The organism is Paenibacillus ihuae, from assembly GCF_001368795.1.
In the GTDB taxonomy this organism is placed as follows: Bacteria; Bacillota; Bacilli; order Paenibacillales; family Paenibacillaceae; genus Paenibacillus_AQ; species Paenibacillus_AQ ihuae.
The window spans coordinates 1,629,045-1,639,410 of record NZ_LN831198.1 but is presented as its reverse complement, the minus strand read 5'-3'; the positions used below and the strand labels follow the sequence as shown (position 1 = coordinate 1,639,410).

9 protein-coding genes and 2 pseudogenes are annotated in these 10,366 nt (G+C 53.1%); 2 read left to right on the top strand and 9 right to left on the bottom strand.

Annotated elements, in window-relative coordinates:
• Positions 1–448: 448 nt before the first annotated feature.
• Genes hemG through hemE form a run of 3 tightly spaced genes read right to left on the bottom strand, consistent with a single transcriptional unit; the run spans position 449 to position 3,963 of the window.
• A complete protein-coding gene (hemG, locus tag AQR02_RS07235) occupies positions 449–1,906 on the bottom strand; it encodes a protoporphyrinogen oxidase (RefSeq protein WP_054940008.1) in 1,458 nt (485 codons plus the stop codon).
• Complete coding sequence (gene hemH, locus AQR02_RS07230) at positions 1,903–2,853, bottom strand: ferrochelatase (protein ID WP_108721981.1); 951 nt, start codon at positions 2,851–2,853, stop codon at positions 1,903–1,905. Before hemH ends, hemG begins: the two co-directional genes overlap by 4 nt.
• A 51-nt stretch (positions 2,854–2,904) precedes the next feature.
• Entirely contained in the window at positions 2,905–3,963 is a 1,059-nt protein-coding gene (gene hemE / locus AQR02_RS07225; RefSeq protein WP_054940006.1) for a uroporphyrinogen decarboxylase, read from the bottom strand.
• 225 nt (positions 3,964–4,188) lie between these two features.
• Between hemE and AQR02_RS07220 the strand changes: the two genes are divergently transcribed.
• A complete protein-coding gene (locus AQR02_RS07220; RefSeq protein ID WP_054940005.1) occupies positions 4,189–5,409 on the top strand; it encodes an MFS transporter in 1,221 nt (406 codons plus the stop codon).
• 16 nt (positions 5,410–5,425) lie between these two features.
• On the opposite strand, the gene AQR02_RS07215 is transcribed toward AQR02_RS07220, so the two are convergent.
• Positions 5,426–6,055, bottom strand: coding sequence for an O-methyltransferase (locus tag AQR02_RS07215; RefSeq protein WP_054940004.1), 630 nt, complete (start codon positions 6,053–6,055; stop codon positions 5,426–5,428).
• 187 nt (positions 6,056–6,242) lie between these two features.
• Between AQR02_RS07215 and AQR02_RS07210 the strand changes: the two genes are divergently transcribed.
• Complete coding sequence (locus AQR02_RS07210; RefSeq protein ID WP_054940003.1) at positions 6,243–7,382, top strand: THUMP domain-containing class I SAM-dependent RNA methyltransferase; 1,140 nt, start codon at positions 6,243–6,245, stop codon at positions 7,380–7,382.
• Between the two features lie 75 nt (positions 7,383–7,457).
• On the opposite strand, the gene AQR02_RS07205 is transcribed toward AQR02_RS07210, so the two are convergent.
• From AQR02_RS07205 to AQR02_RS07185, 5 genes and pseudogenes are all read right to left on the bottom strand, one after another.
• Entirely contained in the window at positions 7,458–8,282 is an 825-nt protein-coding gene (locus tag AQR02_RS07205; protein WP_054940002.1) for an aldo/keto reductase, read from the bottom strand.
• A gap of 180 nt (positions 8,283–8,462) precedes the next feature.
• Positions 8,463–8,702, bottom strand: a complete 240-nt coding sequence (locus AQR02_RS07200; protein ID WP_054940001.1) for a YuzB family protein — start codon at positions 8,700–8,702, stop codon at positions 8,463–8,465.
• A gap of 41 nt (positions 8,703–8,743) precedes the next feature.
• A pseudogene (locus tag AQR02_RS07195) lies at positions 8,744–9,045 on the bottom strand (HesB/IscA family protein).
• 127 nt (positions 9,046–9,172) lie between these two features.
• Positions 9,173–9,424 carry a hypothetical protein gene (locus AQR02_RS07190; RefSeq protein ID WP_054940000.1) on the bottom strand — a complete coding sequence of 84 codons (252 nt, stop codon included), beginning with the start codon at positions 9,422–9,424 and terminating at the stop codon, positions 9,173–9,175.
• A gap of 114 nt (positions 9,425–9,538) precedes the next feature.
• Positions 9,539–10,366 (bottom strand): annotated as a pseudogene (locus AQR02_RS07185) (M14 family metallopeptidase); the annotation flags it as partial.

Here is a 10,366-nt window from a genome sequence, read left to right as displayed (position 1 = left end):
GGAGTAGCGGAAGGCGACGGCTCAGGTGTCGCAGTAGCTTCCGGTTCTGGTGTCACCGTTGCGGAAGGCTGGGCAGCAGTAACCGGCTCCGGAGATGGGGATGGCGAACCTGCTGTCTCCGTTAACGGGGGCTGCGAGGAATGGCCGCCGTCAGAGTCTCCAATAAAATAATAGGTTAACATGGCAGTAATCAACAATAATAAGCTAACATTAATCCATGACCATACCGTTCTGCGTCGGCGTTTACTGCTGCGCTTATTCTTCTCTCTTTTGCGTGATCGCGGCGGATACATGGGTACTAAGAATCTCCTTTGTATTAAAAGTGTTTCTATTATAGCATAACTCACACTCCCCCCTCCAAACCGCAGGGAGTATTGCTACTGTTAACTTCACTATCCGGCAAAAAAAGAACGGTGAAGCCGAATTATCCCGGCTCACCGTTCTTTAATTAAATGAATACAGCTTCGGGTTCCGGCTGTTTCTTCAAGCCGGCCGCAGCGCTTTCGGCAGCTTCCTTAGCCTGCTTAATGCAGTCCGGCAAGCCAATAGCATCATAGCCTGCACCAAAAGCATAAACGCCGGGCAGCTTCTGTCCCAGCTCACTGCGGAAACCGGCTATTCTGGCCGGATGCCCGACAGGATATTGCGGCATCGAATGCTTAAGCCGGGTAATTTCAGCAAAAAGAGGTTTAGCCGTAATTCCCATGATTTCCCGCAGATCCTTCAGCACCAGCTCAGTCAGCGCCTGATCCGGCAGCTCCACATTCTGCTCATCACCGGAACGCCCGACGTAGCAGCGCAGAAGTACTTTGTCATCAGGGCTGGTGTGCAGCCATTTCGTGGAGGTCCAGGTGCAGGCTGTAATATTGCGTCCTTCCTTACGTGGAACCAGAAAACCGGAGCCGTCATACTCGGTGACGATGTCTTTCTTGGCAAAAGCCAGCACCACATTCGCAACGGATACATAATTAACGTTCTCCAGCGGAGATACATCAACATACGGACGGAACAGCTCCGCTGCAGCAAAATCCTGTACGGTGACATAAATATCATCCGCCTGCAGAATTTCACCAGTCTCCAGCTTCACCTCATACCGCGGGGCATCTGTTGCAGTATTGTTCAGCACCGTAATCCCCGCTGCTGCCGCTCCGGTCCGCTGCTCTACATCATGCAGTTCACGGATTAAGGCCTCCACAAGGCTTTGCAGACCATTACGGAAGGTCAGGAAGGCACTTTTCTTGGTACCTGTATGCGTCTCGACGGGCTTGCGGCCGGTAGTCATTCCGCGGATCAGGCTGCCGTACTTGCGCTCGACTTCACCGAATTGCGGAAAGGTGGCCTGAAGGCTGATCTTACGCATATCACCCGCATAAATGCCGGCGAGCAGCGGTTCTGTCATATTCTCCAGGACCTCTGTTCCCAGGCGCCGCTCGATCAGCTCTCCGAGCGACTCATCTTCACTGCTCCGGCGCGGCGGAAGCACGAAATCTAGCATCGCCCGCATTTTGCCGCTGAAGGATACCAGGCCGCTCTTGAGGAACGGCTTCAGCTCGGTAGGAATGCCGAGAACCAGCCCGGCCGGCATCGGGTGAAGCTTGCCCCGCTGCAGTATGTACGTCTTCTTGGCATTCGGATTGGTTGTTACCAGCTCATGATCCAGCTTAAGCTCCTTGGCCAGATCACTCATCACTGTTTTGCGGGCCAAAAAGGAATCCGGCCCCTTCTCAATGACGAAGCCGTCGCGGTGCAATGTTTCAATTTTGCCGCCAAGTGCAGCTTCCTTCTCGATCAGCACAATATCAGGCTGGTATCCGGCTTCCCGGTAAAATTTACGGACATAAAACGCGGCGCTGAGGCCGCTGAGGCCTCCGCCGATAATAACGATCTTCCGGGGCATAACCGTCATGGCTGAATCACCTTCAGCTGACTTGCCTTGGTGCGGACTACATCGCTGAGCACAGACATATACGCCGGATCACTATTTAACGAATCAATCCGCATCAGCCGCAGATCCAGCTCGGAAGCAAGCGCCTGGGCTTCAATATCAAGGTCGTACAGCACTTCCAGATGGTCGGACACGAACCCGATCGGAGCAGACAGCACGTACTTCACCTGGCTTGTGGACAGCTCACGCAGTGTATCCAGAATGTCCGGGCCCAGCCAAGGTTCAGCCGTTCTGCCTGCACTCTGCCAGGTGAACTGCCAGGAGGTGACTCCTGCCCTGTCAGCGATTGCCTTGGAGGTTTCGAGCAGCTGATCCCGGTAAGGATCGCCCATGGCAAGAATCCGTTCAGGCAGGCTATGCGCGCTGAATAAGACCTGCACATCTCCGCGGGCTGCGCCGGTCTCTTCAAATTGATCCAGCTTTGCTGATACCCTTCTGCTGAGCACGTCTATCAGTTCCGGATGCAGGTGGTAGCTCTCCACGAATTCCATCCGGATTCCGCTGGCATCCGCTTTTTCTTTTGCCCGTTTGATGTATGTGCCGACACTCATTACAGAATAATGGGGGGCAAGTACAATGCCGACCGCCTGGGTAATGCCATCCCGCACCATAGCTTCAACGCCGTCTTCAATAAAAGGCTGGGCATGCTTGAGTCCCTGGTAGCACACATATTCCACATCCCCGCCGCTGCGGTTCAGCATCTCCTGAAGAGCCTCCACCTGACGGTCCGTATTCTCCCGGAGCGGGAACACGCCGCCGACAATCGCTTCGTAGCGGTCCTTCAGCTCTTTAAGCTGCTCCGGGGAAGGCGCGTTGCCGCGCCGGATATGCGTGTAATAGGCCTCCACACCCTCCAGACTTTCAGGCGTGCCGTAAGACATCACAAGTACACCAATTTTAGCTGTCACGGAATCCATCTCCTTTTGTGAATAATGTTCATACCAGTGCTTCCAGTATTATTATTTCAGTGCAGCTGCTTGTTTCAGCGCCTGCTCTGAATACGCATGGATGTACTCCGTCAGCTCTCTTAGCGTGTCCAGGGAAGCCTCCGGAAATAAGCCGTGACCCAGATTGAAAATATATCCCGGCTCCTGTATGCCCTCATCAATCAAATCCTTAGCCCGCTCCTTGAGCAGATCCATTGGGGCTGTCAGCAGATAAGGATCGAGATTGCCCTGAACGGCAAAACCTCCGCCGGTTCTGCGTCTGCCTTCAGTAAGGCTCACGCGCCAGTCCAGTCCGATGACATCAGCCTGCAATTTGGTAAGGCTTGGCAGCAGTTCCCCGGAGCTTACGCCCGGGAAATAGATCTTCGGTACATCAAGATCCGACAATTCGGCAAAAATACGGGAAATCGTAGGCAGCACATACCGTTCGAAGTCACGCGGTGCCAGTGCACCCACCCAGCTGTCGAACAGCTGAAAGGCTTTGCCGCCGCTCTTCACATGGGCACGCAGATAAGCAATTACCATATCGCCCAGCTTATCCATCAATTTCTCCCAGACGCGGGGCTGGCTGAACATCATTTCTTTGGTACGGTGATAACTCTTTGAAGGCCTGCCTTCAATTAGATAACTGGCAATCGTAAACGGGGCACCGGCAAACGTAATCAGCGGTACATCCAGCTCCTTGTCCAGTATGGCGATAGTCTCCAGCACATGGCTGAGGTCGCCTTCTACATCAATCGGTTTCAGCCGGTCCACATCGGCAGCTGTCGCAACCCTATTCTCGATAACCGGGCCGATATTCTTCACGATGTCAAACTTCACACCGATGGAAGCCACCGGGTTCATAATGTCGGAATACAGGATAGCCGCATCCACACCCAGCTTGCGCACAGGCATCAAGGTTACTTCCGCCGCAAGTTCCGGCTGGCTGCAAATTTCCAGCAGCGAATATTTTTCCTTGATTTTACGGTACTCGGGATCATAACGGCCGGCTTGCCGCATGTACCATACGGGAACGTGGTCCGTGTCCTGCTGTCCGCAGGCGCGGATAAAAGTATCATTGTAGGTCATGATAAGATCTCCATTAGTTTGATAGGATAGTTGCTGACGCATATAACTTATTATGCCCCTTTTAAAAGATGGTAACAACCGTTCTCACCCCAACGGAATGACAATCCAATGACATTACTATGACAAGTGTTGCACCGGGCAGCCAAAAATATATGATATACTGATAGAATGTCAATTTTTCGTGAATTTTTTAGATAGAACTCTCTGAAAGGAAGTGAAAGCACTTTGAAGAATTGGGAGACTTGGAAGGTCAACCTCATGGTGCTTTGGTTTGGCCAATTTCTGGTAAATGCCGGCATGACAATGATTACCCCGTTCCTGTCTCTTTATCTCGCCAAGGATCTGGGAGTAACCGGTGATCATGCTATCGGGATGTGGGCAGGACTTATTTTTGCCGCAAACTTTTTGACCTCGTTCCTGTTCCAGCCGCTGTGGGGCAAGCTCGCCGACAAATACGGCCGCAAGATTATGCTTCTGCGCTCCAGCTTCGGTATGGCCATCGTCATGGTACTGATGGGCTTCGCCCAGTCGCCGATGCAGCTCCTGCTGCTGCGTCTGCTGAACGGGACGATTTCCGGATTCAACCCGGCCTCCATCGCGCTGGTATCCGGTACAACACCCAAACCCCGTATGGGCTTTGCCATGGGGCTGATGCAGTCCGGGTCGGTGGCCGGAACTATTCTGGGACCGCTGATCGGCGGGGCGCTGGCGGACTGGATCGGCTTCCGCCCGATTTTTTATGTCGTCGGTGCGCTGCTGTTCGTCGCTTCTCTGCTCGCTTTATTCCTCGTGAAAGAGAAATTCAACCGGGTCGAAGCCGCAAAAGTGCCTCAGGTATCCGTCCTCGAAGGATTTAAAGAACTGGCCAAGGTACCGCAGCTGCCGGCACTGTTCGGCGTGACCTTCCTGCTGCAGTTTGCGATGATCAGCCCGATGTCCCTGCTCCCGCTGTACGTAGAGAAGCTGCATGGCTCAGCCGTAAATATTGCATTCTGGGCAGGGATGGTCAGCGCAGTTACCGGTATATCCAACATGCTGGCTTCCCCGCTTCTCGGCAGGCTGAGCGACAAGGTCGGCGCCCATCGTATCTTGACTTATGCGCTGATCGGCGCATCCCTGTTCCTCATTCCGCAAGCCTTTGTAACAAGCGTCTGGCAGCTGATCATCATCCGTTTCCTGATGGGAGTGTTTATGGGAGGGCTGCTGCCAAGCGTGAACGCACTCATCCGTTCCTATACTCCAGACGGCAAAGAGAGCAGGGCCTTCGGCTTCAACAGCAGCACGCTGGCCCTGGGTAATATGCTTGGAGCAGTTATCGGCGGATTCTTATCGGGTTATATCGGAATTGAAGGCTTATTCATTATTTCCGGCGGATTCCTGCTGATCAATACAGTCTGGGTACGCCTCAAGCTGTACAAGCCGACCCGGCACCATTGGTTCCGCTGACACCGGAGACACCAGCTTACTTCACCATGGCTAAAGCCAGTCCATCGTACGCAGGCAGCAGTGTGCTGGACAGCCGCTCATCACTGGCGATCATCTCATTAAAGCGTCGCACCGCCTGGATTGCCGGTCCATTCCTATCCGTATTCAGTGTGCGGCCGCGCAGAAAAATATTATCTCCGGCGATAATTGCTCCCGGTGATGCCAGTTTGATCGCATACTCTAAGTAGTTCGGATAATTTTCTTTGTCCGCATCGATGAAAAAGAAATCAAAGGTCCGGCCCTCCGCTTCCAGCTCCTTCAAGCTGTCCAGTGCAGGGCCGATTCTGTAATCCACGGCTTCACCGAAACCGGCTTTGGCCAGGTGGCTCTGTGCCAGCTTGGCGTATTCCGCCTTCAGTTCAAGAGAGGTGAGCTGTCCGCCGGAAGCCAAGCCGCGGCATAAGCAGATGCCGCTGTATCCGCCAAGGGCGCCGATCTCCAGAATGCGTGTGGAGCGGGACAGCGTGACAAGCATCGACAGCAGCCGCCCGTATCCCGGAGCGACGGAGACCGGAGGCATTCCGTGGTCTACAATCGCTTTTTTCACCTCAAGCAATAATTCATCTTCTGTATAAAGCATTTCACTGTATTCTTCCTGATTCAGCATATGTATTCTCCTTCTGATATTGTGAAGTCCCGCGCATTCACCTATACTTAGAAGGATCGGCTAGGCCAAGCTTTACTAAGCGCATGCATAGAATTAAGGCGATGCACAGTGTCGTTGTTACTTCTCTGCTTTTCTTATTGTACTGGCTAGGAGCAACCATCTACAAGCTAAACGGAGTTGAGCGCATTTGGGTAAATTACAATTGATCGCCACCGCCCCTATGGGGCTGGAGGCTGTAGTAGCACGTGAACTAAACGAACTGGGCTATGAGACCACGGTCGAGAACGGACGGGTCTTGTTCAGCGGGGATTATATCGATATCTGCCGCTGCAATTTATGGCTGCGCACCTCTGACCGGGTCCTGGTCAAAATGGGCCAGTTCCCGGCCAAAACCTTCGATGAGCTGTTTGAAGGCGTTAAAGCTATCAACTGGGAAGACTGGATTCCTGAAAACGGGGAGTTTCCGGTAGAAGGCCGGTCCCACAAATCTCAGCTTACCAGCGTACCTGCCTGCCAGGGGATTGTCAAGAAAGCGATTGTTGAGAAGCTTAAGCAGTCGTACCGCACTGAGTGGTTCCCGGAGAACGGCCCCCGCTATGTGGTCGAAGTGATTCTGCTGAACGACATCGCCTTGATTACTCTGGATACCACCGGTCCGGCACTGCACAAACGCGGCTACCGCCGCCAGGCGACAGAAGCGCCGCTGAAGGAAACAATGGCTGCTGCCCTCATCCAGCTTAGCCGCTGGAACGGACACCGCCCATTGTACGATCCGTGCTGCGGCTCCGGTACCATCCTGATCGAAGAGGCAATGATTGCCTGGAATATCGCGCCTGGACTGCGGCGTTCGTTCCCGTCCGAACATTGGCCGGAGATTCCGAAGCGTCTCTGGGAAGAAGCCCGCGACGAGGCCTTCGATGCCGTACGCGACGATTATCCGCTGCAATTGACCGGCACCGATATTGATCCGGCAGCCATTGAAATTGCCGAAGCGGCTGCCAAAAGCGCTGGGCTGGCCGGAGAAATCACCTTCAAGCATCTCGCGGCTGCCAAAGCCCGCCCTGAAGGCGATTACGGCTGCATCATCACGAACCCGCCTTATGGCGAGCGGATCAGCAATGACAAGGAAGTGGAAAAGCTGACCCGCCAATTTGGCGAGATGATGCTCTATTTGCCGACTTGGTCCTTTTTTGCGATCAGCCCGTACAAGGAATTCGAGCAATACTACGGCCGCAAAGCGGACAAGCGCCGCAAGCTGTACAACGGCCGGATCGAATGCCAATATTATCAGTATCTGGGCCCGCTCCCGCCGCGTAATCCGCAATAAGCAGCATGCAAATAGCCTTAAGCCCGTACAGCAGCGCTGTAAGGAGCTTAAGGCTATTTATGTATCTATGACGTTCTAGAACAGCAGGTTATCCGGATTCGTCCCGATCCGTTCTCCGGCATCCAGCCCGCTAATCGCGCTAACTTCATCCGCTGACAGCTCAAAATCGAAGATTTCGCTGTTCTCTTTAATCCGCGAGGCCGTAACTGACTTGGGAATGATGACGATGGAGTTCTGCAGCCCCCAGCGCAGAATTACCTGGGATACCGTCTTGCCGTGTTTCCCGGCAATGCCCTGCAGCAGCTCGTTATCCTGAAGTCTTCCCTTCATCAGGGGTGCCCACGCTTCAATCTGGATCTGATGCTGTGCACAGTAGTCATGCAGCTCCTTCTGGATAAACCGCGGATGCAGCTCCACCTGATTAACTGCAGGAACTATACTGCTCTCCTTTTTCAATTCCTCCAGATGATGGATCTGGAAATTGCTGACCCCGATCGCCCGCACACGGCCTTCGTCGTACAAGCGCTCCAGGGCACGCCAGGTGTCCTTATATAGGGTCTGGCCCGGCCAATGGATCAAATACAGATCAATGACATCCAGCCCGAGCTTTTGGCAGCTGGTTTCAAAAGCCCGCAGAGTTGTATCATATCCCTGATCGGTATTCCACACTTTTGTAGTCACGAACAGGCTGTCCCGCGCCACACCGCTTGCGGCTATCGACTGGCCGACCTCTTCTTCATTGCCGTACACGGCTGCGGTGTCGATGCTGCGGTACCCCAGCTCGAGTGCGGTTGCTACCGCCTTGGCCACTTCGGCCCCTTCCGCTTTGTAGGTCCCCAGACCAAACCGGGGCATATGCACACCGTTATTCAATATCGTCGTGTCTGTTAGATGCTTCATCTCATTTTCCCTCCTGCCTATGTATATACCTTTGAAACAATATGCACATTATACCATGTCCCTATAACCAGACCCAAACCTGCTGGAGGTGGTATGCAAAAAAGCCTCCACACAAGGTGCGGAGGCTGCTAAATCCGTTAATAGGGTGCACTGGCTGAATACTGCTGCCAGGTATCTGATTTAATCTTTGGCCACTGGCTGTTTTACAAAAGCTTCTGCTTTCGCCAGCACTTCATCCTCAGTTGGAGCACTGACATAACGTCCGTTAATATAGATAAAGGCCCGTTTGCCGCAAGGTCCGCAGTAGGACTTGCAGCCGACTTTGATCTCGGCGTCCGGCGCCATTTTGCGCAGCTTGGGCATGATGGTTTTCATTCGGGTGTGATTGCATTGATCACAAATTTGTATTTCGTTAGCCATGGAGCAACCCTTCTTCTTGTCCGTTAGTCATCGGCGAATTTTTAGTGGTCGCCATGATTACCTTTTGACGGATTAGTAATGACAAAGCCTTCTTCCGGGAAGTACAAGTAGTCGATCTTCACACCGTCCAGCAGCGGCTGGTTCGGATCAAGAATGACATCGATCTCTTTATCTGTAGAGATTACAACATCAGTTTCTTTAGGCGTGTCCAAATCCAGACCGTAGTGGGCATGGTCGCCGTGAGCATGTGTAATCGCTACGCGCAGCTTCAGTTCGCTGTTGCCTTCAAGCTCCATGGTTTTTTTATCACTTTAGCCGCATTGCGGGTAATTTTGACGTTCATTCCTCATCCATCTCCCAGGCATCTATATTTTAAAACCTCAATAATTTATTTTAAGGAAAGTGGCCTGTAAAAGCAACCATATTGGGTAAATAGATCAGGAATCCCGTGCAAAAGATTCTTTAAACTTTCATCTTCCGCTCTTCAGCGCCGGATATTTGCGGTCCATCCGTGACACGAACCAGCCCATCAGCAGCATCGTAAAGCCAATATCGTCAATCGGCATAAAAGGCATGATATCAGGCAAAACCCAGTACAGTAGCACCGGAATGGTGAAGAGCAGCTTGTCCGCAAGCTTTACAGAAGGCGAAATAACGTATTGCCAGGAACTGCGTAATATATGAGACCACCGCTTCAGCGACAGCAATTTTCTTAGTTTCATAGGTATCCTCCTCTTTCCATAAGAAAAGGATACAGCCGCGAAGCAATTGCAGTTGTGATTGCGGCCGTACCCTTTGCTGTTATATTACGCAAATTTGCAGGATGTGTTTCATTTTTATTTAAAATTCGAAAGAATCGTTGCTAAAATCCAGCCTGTTTCCAGCGCCATATCCTCATAATCAGCCAGCGGCAACGGATTCTTGCCAATTCCCAGCTCTACTGTAAAGCCTGGCTTACGGAACCGCTGGATGAACCAATCCTTATACCCGGCGTCACTGCCGGTCAGCTCAACCGCGCGGTAGCCGCTGGCCGCCGCCAGACGGGCGGCCAGCTCTTTGCTCTCCGGCGGCTCATAACCGCGGTAGTTCCAGTAGATTTCTCCACCCTGGCTGTGCAGCGACACTGCAGCCTCCCCAGGATATTGCTCAGCCAGCGCTGTGAGGGCGTTCTGCTTCCGGCTCACTTAGCGGGACGGGGCCGCTGTAGTCGCGGGGGGCCGGACCGGTTATTCTGCGCCGGGCAACCTCCTCCTCCCAGTGAGCCGGGAACTGGTCCCCGAGATCCACACCGCGGATGTTGGCTTTCCAGTGCCGGAAACTGTGCCTGCCGCTGTTCCATTTCATGAGCTCTTCATAATAGGGATGCCCCGGCAGTACGCCTTCCTGTACCAGTTCAACACCATCCGGGTTAGCCATCGGCACCGCCCATAGGGTCCAGTTCCGGTACCAGAGTGAAGGATCATGTCCGTTCCAGTCCCTCCCCTCCGCGTAAGCTGAAGCATATTGTTCTATAAAAGACATCAGGCAAGGTGATGTCAGCCATTCATTGGCGTGCAGAGCGGCGTTCACATGCAGATACCGGGGGCCGCTCCCGATCCGCAGCACATGCAGCGGTTTGCCGAGCACACTGGTTCCGATGCTATTTTTTTGAATGAAGGAGTACT